Annotated in this window: 13 protein-coding genes; 8 read left to right on the forward strand and 5 right to left on the reverse strand. The window is 44.6% G+C overall.

The annotated features are described in order from the left end of the window. The first annotated feature begins 3 nt into the window (after window positions 1–3). Together ICN29_RS03655 and ICN29_RS03660 are read left to right on the forward strand one after the other, a co-directional pair. Window positions 4–1,614, forward strand: a complete 1,611-nt coding sequence (locus tag ICN29_RS03655; protein ID WP_216129827.1) for a GMC family oxidoreductase — start codon at window positions 4–6, stop codon at window positions 1,612–1,614. Next, a complete protein-coding gene (locus ICN29_RS03660; protein WP_369411625.1) occupies window positions 1,614–2,417 on the forward strand; it encodes a sulfite exporter TauE/SafE family protein in 804 nt (267 codons plus the stop codon). The genes ICN29_RS03655 and ICN29_RS03660 overlap by 1 nt, the downstream gene beginning before the upstream one ends. Here ICN29_RS03660 and ICN29_RS03665 read toward each other — a convergent pair. The 3 genes from ICN29_RS03665 to ICN29_RS03675 are packed head-to-tail and all read right to left on the reverse strand — an operon-like array spanning window position 2,406 to window position 6,368. Next, on the reverse strand, window positions 2,406–3,932 hold the full coding sequence (locus ICN29_RS03665) for an AMP-binding protein (protein ID WP_216129831.1): 1,527 nt from the start codon (window positions 3,930–3,932) through the stop codon (window positions 2,406–2,408). The genes ICN29_RS03660 and ICN29_RS03665 overlap by 12 nt on opposite strands. 8 nt (window positions 3,933–3,940) lie before the next feature. Further along, window positions 3,941–5,347 (reverse strand): acylating sulfoacetaldehyde dehydrogenase, encoded by a 1,407-nt coding sequence (gene sauS, locus ICN29_RS03670; RefSeq protein WP_216129833.1) that lies wholly within the window; start codon window positions 5,345–5,347, stop codon window positions 3,941–3,943. 43 nt (window positions 5,348–5,390) lie between these two features. Further along, window positions 5,391–6,368: a tripartite tricarboxylate transporter substrate binding protein gene (locus tag ICN29_RS03675; RefSeq protein WP_216129835.1), complete on the reverse strand. Its 978-nt coding sequence runs from the start codon at window positions 6,366–6,368 to the stop codon at window positions 5,391–5,393. A 193-nt stretch (window positions 6,369–6,561) separates the two neighbouring features. On the opposite strand from ICN29_RS03675, the gene ICN29_RS03680 reads away from it, so the two are divergent. Genes ICN29_RS03680 through ICN29_RS03705 form a run of 6 tightly spaced genes read left to right on the forward strand, consistent with a single transcriptional unit; the run spans window position 6,562 to window position 13,381 of the window. Beyond that, the gene (locus ICN29_RS03680; protein ID WP_255538052.1) at window positions 6,562–7,362 is read left to right on the forward strand and encodes an IclR family transcriptional regulator; all 801 of its coding nucleotides are present in this window, start codon (window positions 6,562–6,564) and stop codon (window positions 7,360–7,362) included. A 37-nt stretch (window positions 7,363–7,399) separates the two neighbouring features. Next, the gene (locus tag ICN29_RS03685) at window positions 7,400–8,311 is read left to right on the forward strand and encodes a bifunctional enoyl-CoA hydratase/phosphate acetyltransferase (protein ID WP_216129837.1); all 912 of its coding nucleotides are present in this window, start codon (window positions 7,400–7,402) and stop codon (window positions 8,309–8,311) included. Window positions 8,312–8,323: 12 nt separating this feature from the next. Beyond that, a complete protein-coding gene (locus ICN29_RS03690) occupies window positions 8,324–11,209 on the forward strand; it encodes a molybdopterin oxidoreductase family protein (protein WP_216129839.1) in 2,886 nt (961 codons plus the stop codon). After that, window positions 11,206–11,862: a 4Fe-4S dicluster domain-containing protein gene (locus tag ICN29_RS03695; RefSeq protein ID WP_216129842.1), complete on the forward strand. Its 657-nt coding sequence runs from the start codon at window positions 11,206–11,208 to the stop codon at window positions 11,860–11,862. Before ICN29_RS03690 ends, ICN29_RS03695 begins: the two co-directional genes overlap by 4 nt. Continuing rightward, window positions 11,862–12,797, forward strand: coding sequence for a dimethyl sulfoxide reductase anchor subunit family protein (locus ICN29_RS03700; protein ID WP_216129844.1), 936 nt, complete (start codon window positions 11,862–11,864; stop codon window positions 12,795–12,797). Before ICN29_RS03695 ends, ICN29_RS03700 begins: the two co-directional genes overlap by 1 nt. A gap of 14 nt (window positions 12,798–12,811) precedes the next feature. Next, window positions 12,812–13,381: a nitroreductase family protein gene (locus ICN29_RS03705; RefSeq protein WP_255538053.1), complete on the forward strand. Its 570-nt coding sequence runs from the start codon at window positions 12,812–12,814 to the stop codon at window positions 13,379–13,381. Here the strand turns inward: ICN29_RS03705 and ICN29_RS03710 are convergent. Then, complete coding sequence (locus ICN29_RS03710; RefSeq protein WP_216129846.1) at window positions 13,378–13,785, reverse strand: aconitase X swivel domain-containing protein; 408 nt, start codon at window positions 13,783–13,785, stop codon at window positions 13,378–13,380. The genes ICN29_RS03705 and ICN29_RS03710 overlap by 4 nt on opposite strands. Further along, window positions 13,782–15,014, reverse strand: coding sequence for an aconitase X (locus ICN29_RS03715; protein ID WP_216129847.1), 1,233 nt, complete (start codon window positions 15,012–15,014; stop codon window positions 13,782–13,784). The genes ICN29_RS03710 and ICN29_RS03715 overlap by 4 nt, the downstream gene beginning before the upstream one ends. Window positions 15,015–15,023 lie beyond the last annotated feature (9 nt).

Genomic DNA, 15,023 nt, shown 5'->3' on the forward strand with positions numbered 1-15,023 from the left:
AGTATGTCGAACACAATATTCGATTACGTTGTTGTTGGTGGCGGTTCATCCGGTTGTGTTTTAGCGAACCGACTTTCTGAGGACCCCAATCATTCAGTTTGCCTCATTGAGGCCGGCCCCAGTGATAAGTCACCCTGGATTCACTTGCCTATTGGTTATGCAAAAACGATGTGGGATCCGAAAGTTAATTGGAAATTTCAAACTGAGCCAGATCCGGGCATGAATGATCGCCAAATTTATTGGCCACGCGGTAAAACCTTAGGGGGATCTAGCTCAATTAATGGATTGATCTTTATCCGCGGACAAAAAGAGGATTACGATGGCTGGCGTGATCTTGGTAATCCCGGTTGGGGTTGGGATGATGTATTGCCCTACTTTAAAAAAGCAGAGGGTAATGACAGATTAGGAGAACCACTGCATTCTCAAACAGGCCCATTAAAGGCCTCATCCATCCCTAAGAAACATGCCTTAGTGGAAGCGTTTAAAAAAGCGGCTAATGCGCTTGGTGTGCCCAACACTGATGACTTTAATAATCTAACTCAAGAAGGTGTTGGTTACTTCCAGCTCAGTACTCATAAAGGATTTCGTTGTAGTGCTGCAGTAGCCTACCTAAAACCAGCTAAGCATCGCTCTAATCTAACTATTCTGACTAACAGCCAAGCCAGTAAAGTTATTTTCGAAAATAAAAAAGCGGTTGGGGTTGAATACATCCAACAGGGCATTAAAAAAACTGTCTACGCCAATAAAGAAGTGATTTTGAGCGCAGGATCAATCCAGAGTCCACAAATTCTGCAACTATCTGGAGTGGGCCCAGCAAACCTATTGCAGGAATTTAATATCCCCGTCATACAAGACTTGCCAGGCGTCGGTGAAAATTTACAAGACCACCTCCAATTTCGTTTGATATATGAATTAAATCAACCTATTTCTACCAATGATCAACTCTCGTCATGGTTCGGAAAACTGAAGATGGGTTTAGACTGGCTATTATTTAGAGGCGGCCCCCTTTCTATTGGAATTAATCAAGGCGGCCTCTTTACCCGAGTCATGAAGGATTCCAAAACGCCTGATATTCAATTTCATATGGCAACCCTATCTGCTGAAATGGCAGGAGGAAAAGTGCACCCTTTCTCCGGGTTCACAATGTCGGTATGTCAGCTTCGACCAGAATCCCGTGGGTATGTCCGCATTCAATCTACAGACCCACTAAGGCCGCCAAAAATGTTTGCTAACTATTTAGCCACTCAATATGATCGCGATACCAGTGTTGCGGCAGTGAATTTTGCTAGAAAAATTGCGCAGACTGAACCACTACGTTCTTTGATTACTCGCGAAGTAAAGCCAAATAACCCAAAATCGGATGCAGAAATACTAGAGTTCTGCCGTAATAATGGCGCCACTATCTTTCACCCGACTGGTACCTGCAAAATGGGTCCAAATAATGATCCAATGGCAGTTCTAGATTCCTCGTTAAGAGTCCGGGGAGTGCAAGGTCTCAGGGTGGTCGATTGCTCCGCAATGCCAACAGTCCCATCAGGTAATACTAATTGGCCTGCAGTGATGTTGGCCGAAAGAGCGGCGGATTTAATTCTGGGGAAGGTTATTAACCAATAGTGCACTACTTTATTTTTTCCCTGATTGGAGTAATAACAGGATTTTTTATGGCGCTATTTGGTATTGGCGGAGGTGCATTTATTGTTCCCGCATTAGATGCCGCATTCTTAACAGTACCTCATTTTATTCACCCACCTTTCCAATTAATCGTCATCGGCAGCCTTTGCACCATTATCATTGGCGCACTTCCTCGAGCAATCAAAGTACTCAGAAGAAGTAAGAGCGAGCGCAACACTGCTAACACCCTGATTCTTAGCGCTCTACTTTTTATTTTCCCAGCAAGTGTTGTTGCGACTGAGTTGTCTGATACGGCACTTCGTCTTGGGTTTTCCATAACTATCGCTTTGGTTGGGCTATGGACCCTGTTAGGCAAATCCCCTGCATCAAAAGTATTACAACACCCAATAAAGCCTAATCTTATTAAGCTAATCACAGTCGGAGCTATCTCAGGAATTTCTTCAGTACTTTTTGGTCTTGGCGGAGCCACGCTTTTGATGCCACTTTTAACAATGTGGGTTGGTCTGCCCATTGCCGCTTGCGTAAACATCTCAATCCTTTTCGTTTTAGCGACTTCTATAGTGAGCTTAACGACTCTTAGCTTTGCTTGGATAGGGATTCATGGGGTGGACAGCATTGATAGCGCCATGATAATTTTGATACTCATTCTTGGAATAAGCGCCGCTTTTACACAAACTATTGCAGCTGGAAAGTTGCTCAAGATGAAGGACAGCTTAAGGCAAAAATTGTTGGGCTGCTACCTCATTATTCTTAGCGTCTGGGTAATAGCCCGCCTAATGCAGTAAATCCAATAATTTTAGACGCTGAACTTTACCAGATGGACCCCTAGGCAAGTCCTCCATGAATAGAATCAACTTCGGTGTTCTAAATTTGCCAAGTTCTTTAAGGCAAAAAAGACGCATCTCTTCTTCTGTACAAGAGATATCTGGTTTTAAAACAATACAAACCATAATTTCCTGCCCATAGTTGGCGTCTGGGATACCAACTGCAGCCGCATCTAATACTGCTGGATGTTTCAGTATGGCCTCATCAATTTCACGTGGGGCAATATTTTCCCCGCCTTTAATAATGAGCTCCTTTAGGCGCCCAGTAATGAAATAAAAACCATCATCATCACGCATTCCTAAATCGCCAGTCTTGAGCCACCCCTCGCTATCAAATGCTTTAGCAGTTTCGGCCTCCGCTTTGTAGTAAGCATTGAGAACATTACCGCCGCGTAAACAGATTTCTCCGGCTACATTCGCACCAAGAGGTTTCCCATCAGCATCAATGACTTTCGCTTCTACACCGCAAGGGAGGCCAGGACTTCCATAGCGCCGCCTCTCATCATGAGGGTTGCAAAACACCATTGAGGCTGACTCGGTCATACCCATACCTTCAATGACCGTAATTCCGAACAAAGCTTCGAATTCACGATGGTGCTCAGGAGGTAGCGGAGCGGAGGCTGAACGACCAAAACGAATCGCTTTCAGCTCCTCGCGACTAGGCAAGGTGCCCCCACTTTTTGCTCCATTGATTAAATAAGCAATGATGGTAGGTACCATATTGATCCAAGTGCATTGATATTGAATTGCCAGCTTCCACCAACTCGATACTGAGAAAGCATGAGGGGCAACAACAGATCCGCCAGAAACAAAGGGTGTAATCGTCGAAATCACTTGTCCATTGATGTGATAAATCGGCAAAGAACTTAAGACTGTGTCTGCTTCAGTAAGTGAGTGCCATGACGCCATCGAACGGGCGGCATGTAATAAATTGGCGTGGGTTAGTAATACCCCTTTAGGTGTTCCCGTTGTACCGGAGGTATACATGAGAAGCGCTGGCTGAGTAGGCTTTACGGTAGGTAAAGTTCCTGCTGCAGACTTCATAAATGGGCTTTCAGGCTGATCAGGATCTAGCTCTACCAATTGAAATTTTCGCTTGGTGTTTTCGAGTGCTGCAAATAAACTCTGCTTTTTATCCGGAGAGTAAAACAAGATTTCTATATCACTATGATCCAGAACCCAGGCAAGTTGATTTGTAGGTGCCAATAGATTGAGTGGTGTAATGACGCGACCACATGCCATAGCAGCTAAAAAAATCGTACTGGTCTGACGACCATTGTGCATGTATAAACCAACATGCCCATGAGCACTAATCTTCTGCTCTTCTAACCATGTTGAAAAATGATGTGCTTCTTTAGCAAGTTGGCCATAACTCAGAGTGGCCCCAGTTTCAGGAGCATATAAAAAAACTTTGCCCGCTTGTACTACCGACCAATGTAATAGAACCTCGCCCAAGCTTTGGCATGATGTCGTCACTTTAAAACTCAAGCCTGAGGAAAACGTGCGAAGTAATCTTTTAGGAGATCTTCAACCTTAGGAACCCGCTCTGGAATTGGCCGTACTACTCTGGTGATATTAAGGTAGTGGCGATAGGTCATATTGTCTGAAAAATTATTCTTTCCCCAAGTACCACAGCCCATGGAAAGTGAAAACGGAAGTCCATTCTCAAAACTACCTCCAGTAGCGATGGTATGCGCTTGATTCACAATCACTCTAGCCACCTTTAAATTCTCAGCCAGAGTTGCAGCACGCTTTTCCATTACTGCACCACTTAAGGCAGTATGTAAACCAACTGAATGGCCATTTCCTTGATAGTTGTACACATTCGCCACCAAGTCCTGAGCAGCCTTGAAATCAGCAGCCTTCCAAACTGTGAGAACAGGGCTTAATTTCTCGCCTGAGAAAGGAGCGGATGGGCCAAAGCCATCTTCCTCAACCATCAAAAATTTGGCTTCTTTTGCCTTTGGATTTTGTAATTTCGCACGCTCTGTAATGACCGAAGGATATTGCGCTGTTAAGGTCGATGTGAGTTTGCCATCTTGAAACATCACTTCCTCAAGACGTTTTTTATCTGCAGCATCCAGCATAACGCCACCAGCCCGCTCCAACGCCATAATTGCATTCTGATACACATCAGCACATATCACGACTCCATTTTCACTAGAGCAGCTTGTTGCATTATCAAAAATCTTGGATTGGGTAATTTTTGTAGCAGCTCCATTTAAATCAGCATGCTCATCAATAATGGCTAGTACATTACCTGCTCCCACCCCAAAGGCAGGAGTGCCACAACTATAGGCAGCCCGAATATTGGCTTGTGAACCAGTGGCGACAACTAAATCTGCTAAACGCATTAATTCATTGGTGGAATCTTTAGTAATCGGAAATGGCAACATCTGCACTAGATCACGAGGCGCATGTACCAAATCTAATTGTTGATGAACAAACTCCAATAATCGTACACAAGTTGAATATCCTTTTGGGGATGGTGCAACTACAACGGCGTTACGACATTTGATTGCATTGAGAATTTTATTAATTGGAGTTGCGCCTGGATTAGTTGAGGGTGTGATAGCAGCGACCACCCCTACTGGACGGGCATATTCAGTAAGCCCCGTCTTCAAATCCTCAGAAATAATGCCCACCGTCTTCGCCATATTTAAATCACGAATCAGGCCAAGCGTTTTTCTAAAGTTCTTCTTAAACTTATCAGCAACATCACCAAGACCAGTATCTTTCACTGCAAGCTCAGCCAACTCTTGATTTCGCTTAGGCTCTAAGATGGCCCAAGCCACAGCCTCCACCACCAAGTTCACTTGTGCTTGCGTATATTGCTCGTATTTTTGTTGAGCTATACGGCCTCGCTCAACAATGCTCTCTACTGGTGTCATATCTTCTACTTAGTTAATATTTTCAAATGATTAGATGCTTCATCTATTCTGCTTTGATAGCAGCATCTTTCGTTACTTTCTTCCACTTCACAATCTCACTTTTGACGATTGCTCCAAGTTGTGCTGGTGTGCTGCCCACCGCCTCAGCGCCTTGGCCTAATAACTTTTCCTTCACTGCTGGGTCTGCCAATGCTTTGATCGTTGCCTTGTAAAGCGTATCAATAATAGGCTGTGGCGTTTTAGCAGGTACAAACATCGCATACCAAGAGTCAACCTCATAATCTTTAAATCCTAACTCTGCCATCGTAGGCACATCAGGAAAAATAGGAGAGCGCTTGACAGTAGAAACTGCTAAAGCACGTAACTTCCCTGCTTTAATAAAGTTTGCTGCTGCAGGAATAGAAACCCAAAGAAGTGGCACTTGACCAGCCATGACGTCAGTAACAGCCGGGCCGCCACCGCGATAAGGAATATGAGTCATGGAAACTCCTGCCGCAGTGGCCATCATTGCGCCAGCCAAATGTCCTGGCGACCCATTGCCTACAGATGCATAAGAAATTGAATCGGGTTTTGCTTTGGCCATATCAATCACCTCCTTCACAGTCTTAGCTGGGAAATCAGGAGTGGCCACTAATATCTGCGGTAACGATGCTACCAATGAAACTGGCAAAAAATCTTTTTCGGTATCAAAAGCTAACTTTGGATAGATTGCAGGATTGATTGTGTGGGAAGACAGTGTGAATAAAACCGTATAACCATCTGCAGGTGATTTTGCAACAATGTCTGTGCCAATCGATCCGCCTGCACCACCGCGATTATCAATAATGATTTGTTGGCCTAAAGCCTGGCTCAGTGGTTCCTGCATGATGCGGGCTATTACGTCAGTTCCGCCCCCGGGTGGGTATGGCACAACAAATTTAATCGGCTTAGTAGGCCATGATTGGGCCCCCGCTAATTGAGCAAAACCTAGCAAGCTAAAGGCTATAGTCAGTACAGCGACCAACAGATTGCTTCTACGCATACCTTATCTCCTGTTTTAAACACACTCCATGGGCTTATATTAGCCCTTATTGGGAAGTCTAGATACGATAACTAATCCTACTAAACGGAACAAGTTGTTTCGTATAAGTAAAAATACTAACATTTTCTCTGGATATTGCCAATATGTTCTATTAGAATGAACAAAATGACACAATTCTTGAGATTTTCTACTTATGCTTGAAATTGACAATAACGAACCGTTAGATATCAGCAAAAAAGATAGTGCTAACGAAAATTCATCGATGCTCAAAGGCATTGTCATATTAGAGGCTTTAGCAGCTCTTCAGCAGCCCGCAACTTTAGCGCAACTCATGCAAATTACGGGAATGCCAAAAGCATCTCTGCATCGCACCCTAGCTATTTTCGAAGAAGCTGGATTGGTAGCTAGAGAACCCGGTGGTCGTACTTATGCCCCTGGCGATCGTTTGTCTAGCCTAGCCATGGCGACTTTGACGCACGATACTGTCTCCGCGATTCGGCATAGCATTTTAAGAAAATTGGTTGCTGATCTAGGAGAGACCTGTAATTTGGCCGTCCTTAAACGTGGTGAGTTGTTTTATCTAGATCGCGTAGAAGCCAATTGGGCCTTACGTTTACATCTCCCGCCGGGCACTGTACTGCCTCCACATTGCAGCGCTAGTGGCAAGCTATTGCTGGCTTTCAAAACACCTGATGAGCGCGCTAAGCTTTTAGAAAATTTACCGCTCGAGAAATTTACTCACAGAACAATTACTGATCGCGATCTCCTCGAGTCTGAGCTTGAACGCATTGTCAGTACTGGATATGCCATTGATAATGAGGAATACGTTCTTGGCGTCTCGTGTGTTGCGGTACCAGTTCGAGATGCGATGGGCGATGTGGTAGCGGCCATCGCGGTTCACGCAGCGACTGCAAGACTACCTCTTAATCAAGCCATGGAACATATTCCAAAGCTCAAAGAAGCTTCTGAGCGTATCTCTCAAACATTGTCCTAATTTCATCTGATAACGGTAAACCCCTTAGGCAAACCTCATGGATAAATATCCCTTATTAGAAAAAATGATTGATGAGGCTAAAAGCGATATCCCTTTAGGGGTCGTTTATCCACTGAGTGTGCCTGCCCTTGAAACCGTCCTTGATTTAATCAAAAGGCAGCTGTGCACCCCAATCTTAATTGGGCCTCAAGATCTCATTTTGGAACTGGCAGCGAAGGAAAAACTCTCCTTAGATGGAATTGAAATTGTCGATACGCCCAATGACCCCATCATTGCAGCCAAGAAAGCAGTGGAGCTCGTAAAAGAGGGCAAGCTAGCAGTTCTGATGAAGGGATCATTACACACCGAAGATCTAATGGGTCCAATAGTGAAGCGTGATGGCTTAAGAACCGATCGCAGAACGAGTCATTTATTTTTATTTGAGCTAGAGCATTACCCCAAATTACTGGGGATCAGTGACTGCGTAGTCAATATCGCGCCCAACGCCTCTCAAAAAATACAGATTCTGAAAAGTAGTCTCGAAGCCCTTAACAAACTTGGGATCAAAGATACAAAGGTGGCGATCATTGCTGCTACAGAGGTTGTTAATCCAGGTATGCAAGCCACTATCGATGCAAAAGAGATTGTCGACACTCATGCTGTAAGTCCAATTCACCCCGCAACCATTATCGAAGGCCCCTTTGGATTTGATAACGCTATTTCGGCCCACTCTGCTAAAACAAAAGGAATCCATTCGCAGGTTGCTGGTGATCCAGATCTTCTTTTGGTTCCTGACTTACAAGTAGGTAATATTCTTTATAAGTCCTTGGTCTATATGGCTGGGGCTGAGTGCGCTGGAACCATTCTAGGAGCTCAAGTTCCGATCATCCTCACATCGCGATCTGACTCTGTATTTTCAAGGGTGGCATCTGCTGCAATGGCTATTTTGCTTGCTAAACAACCTCAATAAATAAGTAAAGCTATGTTCAAAATATTTTCAAATGACCCTGTGCATGACCCCCTCAAGAAGCAAGAGGCCGTAACAGAGATTAAGAAAACAACCTGCTATATGTGTGCATGCCGATGTGGTATCCGTGCACATCTGCGCAATGGTGAGCTTGTCTATATTGATGGCAATCCAGAGCATCCTCTAAATCAAGGTGTCATTTGCGCCAAGGGTGCTTCGGGAATCATGAAGCAAAAATCCCCTGCCCGCATTACTCAACCACTCTTGAGAAAAGCGGGTAGCAATCGCGGAGATGGTGAATTTGAGCCCATTAGTTGGGATAAAGCCTTTGAAATTCTTACAAAACGTCTAAGCCACATACGCGCTACCGATCCTAAAAAGTTTGCGCTCTTTACTGGACGAGATCAAATGCAGGCCTTAACGGGTTTATTCGCACGGCAATTTGGTACGCCTAATTATGCTGCCCATGGCGGATTTTGCTCAGTCAATATGGCCGCAGGAATGATCTACACCATTGGCGGAAGTTTTTGGGAATTTGGTGGCCCCGACTTAGATCAGGCCAAACTGTTTGTCATGATCGGCACTGCTGAAGATCATCACAGTAATCCAATGAAGATTGCACTGTCTAAATTTAAAAGAGCAGGTGGGCGCTTTATCTCGATTAACCCAGTGAGAACTGGATATTCAGCAATTGCAGATGAGTGGATCCCGATTAAGCCTGGCACCGACGGCGCTCTTTTTATGGCGCTGATGCATGAGCTCATTCGTCTTGAGAAATATGATGCCCCTTTCTTAAAACGTTTTAGTAACTCAGCACAATTAGTGTGCATGGATTCTGGTGCGGAAGAAGGATTGTTTCTATACGATCCAGATTCAGATCCGATCAATCTCGATTTACCTCATAACAAATACATTTGGGATGAAAAGACTCAAAGTGCGCAGCCCTGCTATAAGCAAGGAACATCTCCGGTTCTAGTTGGTGAATATACGATGGGACCTGGTCCGCATCAAGGGAAGAAAGTGGTTCCCGCATTTGAACTACTCAAACGACAAGTGAGTGAAACTACTCCAGAGTGGGCAGCCGCAATTACCAGTATTCCTGCAGCAAGAATTCGTAAACTTGCTCTAGAAATTGCAGACACTGCATTCGGTCAAGAGTTTGAGCTTCCCATCCCCTGGACAGATTCTTGGGGAGAAAAGCATGACTCCATCACAGGTAGACCGGTTGCGTTTCATGCAATGCGTGGGCTATCCGCTCACTCAAACGGCTTTCAAACTACTCGAGGGTTAGCAGTATTGATGTCGCTATTGGGAACGATTGATCGCCCAGGAGGCTTTAGACATAAAGCGCCCTACCCAAGACAGGTACCACCGAATGCAAAGCCCCCGTCATCTGAAAATGATATTAAGCCTAATACACCGTTAGCCAAACCCCCTTTAGGCTGGCCAACACAACCAGAAGATTTGGCATTAGATTCGCAAGGTAATCCACTGCGTATTGATAAGGCCTACTCTTGGGAACATCCTCTTGCTGCACACGGCTTGATGCATAACGTCATCACTAATGCAGTAAAGGGTGACCCCTACTCCATCGATACTTTGATGATTTTCATGGCTAATATGTCATGGAATTCCACCATGAATACGATGGAAGTGCGGGAGCATTTGAATGCTAAGAATGATGATGGCGAATTTAAGATTCCATTCTTAGTCGTATGCGATGCTTTCCAATCGGAAATGGTGGACTTTGCTGATCTCGTATTGCCAGACACTACTTATTTAGAGCGTCACGACGTCATGAGTATGTTAGATCGTCCTATTTCAGAATTTGATGGTCCAGTTGATTCAGTCCGCATTCCAGTTCTCGAGCCTTTGGGTGAATGTAAGCCATTTCAGGAAGTCTTAATTGAACTCGCCTCTCGCTTAAAGTTTCCAGCGTTTACAACACCAGACGGTGAGCGCAAATTCAAAGACTATCCAGACTTTATTACCCGCTTTCAGACTGCACCCGATTCAGGCATCGGATTTCTCTCTGGGTGGCGTGGCAAAGATGGTGAAAAACCTCTCAAAGGCGAACCCAATCCCAATCAGTGGCAAAAGTATGCTGAGAATAACTGCGTACATCAATACCACATGCCGCCTGAACATCAATACATGCGCAATTGGAATAAGGGATATTTAGATTTTTCTAAAGAAAATGCACTACGGCAAAAAAATGATCCCATCATGATTGCTGTTTATTCAGATATCTTGCAAAGATTTAGATTGGCCGCCACCGGCAAGCGTCCTGGAGCTCAACCACCTGCCCACCTCAAAGATCGAATCTATAAATATTTCGATCCCCTGCCATTCTGGTATCCACCACTTGAAGATGAAGCAACAGATCTCAATAAATTTACTTTGAATGCGATTACTCAGCGGCCCATGGCCATGTATCACTCCTGGGATTCTCAAAATGCTTGGTTAAGACAAATTCATAGCCATAATTATTTATACGTCAATACTGCAACAGCTCTACAGCATGGTATTGCAGATGGCGCCTGGATGTGGATTGAATCTCAATGGGGCAAAGTCAAATGTATGGCCCGTCACTCAGAAGCGGTTGATCCTGGAACAGTTTGGACCTGGAATGCGATTGGTAAAGCAGAATCTGCTTGGAGTCTATCTGATAATGCAGATGAATCCAAAAAAGGGTTCTTATTAAATCATTTGATTTCTGAAAAACTCACATTAGGTGGTTTTACTGTAAGCAACTCTGATCCTATTACAGGGCAGGCAGGTTGGTACGATGTTCGAGTGAGATTAGCCGCAGCTGGAGATGATGAGGTACAAGAAACATGGCCTCAGGTAAAAGCCTATGAAGTACCTGGAATGTCTCTCAAAAAGGAGGCAAACAAGTGAGCACCAATAAACAACTCGCCTTAGTCATTGATCTTAATGTTTGTGTCGGCTGTCACGCCTGTGTCACCTCCTGCAAAGAGTGGAATACTTCGGGCTCTGCAGGGCCACTAACAGAGCTGAATGCTTATGGCGCAAGCCCAAGTGGAACTTTTTTTAATAGGGTACAAACCTATGAAGCAGGATCATTCCCAAATACCCAAACAGTTCACTTTCCAAAATCCTGTCTGCATTGCGAAGAGCCTCCCTGCGTACCTGTTTGCCCAACAGGAGCAAGTTATAAGCGCAAAGAGGATGGCATCGTTTTAGTTGATTACGATAAATGTATTGGCTGCAGCTATTGCTCTTGGGCGTGCCCTTACGGAGCTCGTGAACTAGACGAAGAACGCCAAGTTATGACGAAATGTACTTTGTGTGTAGATCGTATTTATAGCGAAACCTTGCCTGAATCAGAACGTAAGCCTGCATGCGTGCTCGCGTGCCCAACAAGCGCCCGTATTTTTGGTGATGTTCATGATCCAGAGTCGGACGCAAGTAAAGCGATTGCGGAGCGTGGAGGTTATGCCCTCATGCCTGAATGGGAAACCCAGCCTGCTAACCACTACTTACCTCGCTCGATTATGGAAACGATTGACGCAGCAAGGAATGATAAATAATGCGTCCCCAATTTTCCATTATCTTTTTTACAACTCTAGCTGGAATGGCGCAAGGCTTGTTGTTTTTCATTGCTCTTTTGAATATAGAAGCGCCCATCTTGTCTGCTCCATTTCTAGCAATACTCGCCTTACCTGTGAGCTTCATACTACTGACATTAGGCTTGGTGGCCTCATTTTTTCATTTAGGACATCCTGAGCGTGCTTGGCGTGCCGCAATGATGTGGCGTACTTCTTGGCTATCTAGAGAAGTGCTCGCTCTACCGACAGTGATGCTACTAACAGCAATGACATTCCTCTTTGTCATTTCTGGGTTAGTGCCAGTATGGCTCTGGGCAGTATTACTGATCAGCATCCTAGCCCTATGGATCTGTACTGCCAAAATTTACCAATGCATTCGTTTTATTCAGGAATGGTCGCATCCCTCTACTCTCAGCAACTTCATCCTGCTAGGATTGACCTCAGGTGGCCTGCTACTGGAATTTCTTCTGATGCTTTGGAATGAGCCGGGCGCTCCTTTGGACATGAGCATGATTTCGGGCGCTAACTTTATCTTGTTATTTCTTGCCCTCAATCTCAAGCTATGGATCTGGCGTCGCAATCAAAAGTTAAAGCCTAAGTCCAATTTAGCTTCTGCTACAGGCATTAAAGGTAACAATATTCGCCAAACTTCCATGGGGTTTATGGGCGGCAGCTTTAATACTCGAGAATTTTTCCATCATCAAACTGATCGAGTCATTAGCAATATTAGAAAAATTATTTTATTGATGACTTATATAGGTCCAATGATCTTGCTAGCCTTTTCGATGAATTCGCCCAGTATTATCCAAATAGCGATTGCCTTACTCATGCATTACATTGGGCTGTTAGCGGAAAGATGGATGTTTTTTGCTGAAGCAAATCACCCTCAAAATTTGTACTATCAGAGAGTGTCATAAAAAGTACCCAGTCTATGGATGACTTTGCTGAAAAACTTATTCATGGCAGGGTTCATGTCTCACCTAAAAGACTAGGCAATCCTGGCCCTGATGAGGCACAAAAGAATCAGATTCTATTAGCGGCAAATGCTGCTCCAGACCACGGCAGAATGATGCCTTGGCGCTTTATTGAAATCGGGCAAGTGAGTCGCGATGCTCTAGGCGAGGTCTTCTCCCAGTGTCTACTCGATCGCGATCAAAACGCCACGTCAGAACAACTTCAAGAAGCTAGGGAGAAAGCCTTACGAGGCCCCCTACTTCTATTGGCCATTGCTGACTATGCTGATAGCACCAATGAAATTAGCAAAGAAGAGAAACTAGTGTCCTTAGGGTGTGCAGTTCAGAACATTTTGCTAAGCGCTTACGCTCTTGGCTTCGGATCTGGGCTCTCTAGTGGCAAAGCTCTACAAAGCCCAAGGCTGAGAGGTTTATTTAATCTTCCGGATCATGAAGACCCGATTTGCTTTATCACTATTGGCGCAGTCACGAAAACTAAACCTGGACGAATCAGGCCTAGCTTATCCGCATACCATTCTATTTTTTAGAGCACTTCAACCGTCTTATGAATTGGGTCTATACGCAGACGTGACCCACTCTGAATCGCCTGCGTGATATCACAGTCAAAACCACTCAGCATTGGTATATCTGCATGTGCAGCGCCTTGGGCCAAAATAGGGTTAGCCGCATTAAAAATAATCGCTAATGGGCAAAGATTTCTAGACTTCATTTCATATAGCATCCATGCACTTGCTACACCACCCTTAGCAGCATCTAAAACTAAAATCTTATCTTTATAGGATTGGCCAAAAAGCCTATGGGCTGGTCTTGAAAAAACACCTTTAAGACGGTCCAAGTCATATCGGGCAGAAAAACCATCTGAGGCACTTAAACATTCGCCTTCAATGCTATTGCCTTGTGCATGTTTGGCCTGATATATTTTTCCACTCATTTCAATCTCCCAGAAACCGCTGCGTCAACGCAATCTTCCATAGAAGCTAACATCGGCGTATACCCATACCCACCCAAGATATTGACTATCTTTGCACTATTGGTTGCTAGCACCTTCCAGCCGTTTGCCTCAGCAATCTCTCTTGCATAAGATTGATAAAAACACATTCCTGAAAATACCGTTCCCCCAGCATTCTCGATCATTGCCGTATAACCCATGCGGTCTGCATCAGGTTTTACTTGTGGGCTTGTCATTGCTAATAATGGCTTGATAAATTTCTTGCCATTACATAGCTCTGCGATACTTTTCATTTCCATCAAACTTAACTGAGGTGCTGAAAAGACCACTACATCAACCTCCTCTGCAATACGGTACGAGTTTTGTAGACTCATCACTTCTTCTTGGGTAATCACCACCTCTGGAAGATGGAGGTACTCCAAATCTCGGGCATGCAAAGCTTCGGGCGTAACACCCAAGACATGAAATAAAGCTGTAGATCCAAAACTCGCCATTGCAGCACCAAAATGTTTCATTGCATCAGAGCCTGGATGACCTTCGATACCTTCAAGCACTGGTACGGACCAGTAGTTGCCTGATTTTTTTCCAATCACACCACCTAATGCGCCCCACTCATTTAACGTTTTGGGGGTCCAGAGTGTTTTAAATCGATGGGTTGGCTTACGATGCTCATCAAGATGGTAGCCATAGCGTGGCGTTCTTCCGGTAAGCCCAGCTGCTAGCGCCGAAGGTCCACCCTCAAAATTAGATCTAGCGCCACAAACGCTATTTGAATAGATCACGACGCCCGTATCACCAAACGCTAAGTGCTCACCAAAAACAGGGGCCATGATGGTTTGATAATTAATGCAGGTATCAGTCATAGAGACGCCCATTTTGACAAATGCATTGATTGCACGTCTTTCTAACTCAACCATTTTTTCAGTTTGGCCAAGTTGCTTGGCTTTTGTAAAGTCAGTGCCTCTTGGATCAGTAATAGTAGGAATGCGAACTTGCCGAGCCTCGAATGTATTTTGAGCTAAGCTTTCCAACCACTCTACACCTGACTCACCCAAGCTTTCAGTATCGGCCATGATATGCGCCTGAGATACTGGGACCAAGTCTTGGGCACTGAAAAATTCACCGACTTTAATTTGATGCGCAATTGCAATCTGCCTTACTGGACCAAATTCACCAGCTAGCATTGCTTTTTCTTCTTCGTTCAACTTCATATCTTTTTT

It is taken from the genome of Polynucleobacter nymphae (assembly GCF_018882155.1).
GTDB classification, from domain to species: Bacteria; Pseudomonadota; Gammaproteobacteria; order Burkholderiales; family Burkholderiaceae; genus Polynucleobacter; species Polynucleobacter nymphae.